The following is a 278-nucleotide window of genomic DNA, read 5'->3' as shown; positions in this document are numbered from 1 at the left end:
CTGCAAGAACTACAGCAGCGACTAGGGTCGAGCTCACCTCTTGCATCTGCAATTGGGATGATCGAATTTGGCACGCTCTATCCCTATCATCGCCCTTTCCTTACTCCCGAACGGGGCGAAACGGCCACTAATCTTCTACTTCATGGCAATGGCAAAGGCCTGAAAGCCTTGATCGGACGTCTTGCTAACCGCTTTGGCGCAAACCCGAATTTGAGATTTTGTGCCGAATGTGTGCAGCAGGATTTAAAAAACCATGGAACGCCTTATTGGCATAGGTC

General features: G+C 50.0%; 1 protein-coding gene. It reads left to right on the top strand.

Annotation, left to right across the window (positions count from 1 at the left end):
- Positions 1-57 precede the first annotated feature (57 nt).
- The coding region (locus ACNKXS_RS15485) for a hypothetical protein (protein WP_417921666.1) at positions 58-278 on the top strand (221 nt) is incomplete at its 3' end.

It is taken from the genome of Christiangramia marina, from assembly GCF_048285865.1.
Taxonomy (GTDB): domain Bacteria; phylum Bacteroidota; class Bacteroidia; order Flavobacteriales; family Flavobacteriaceae; genus Christiangramia; species Christiangramia marina.
This window is presented reverse-complemented; position numbering and strand designations above follow the sequence as displayed.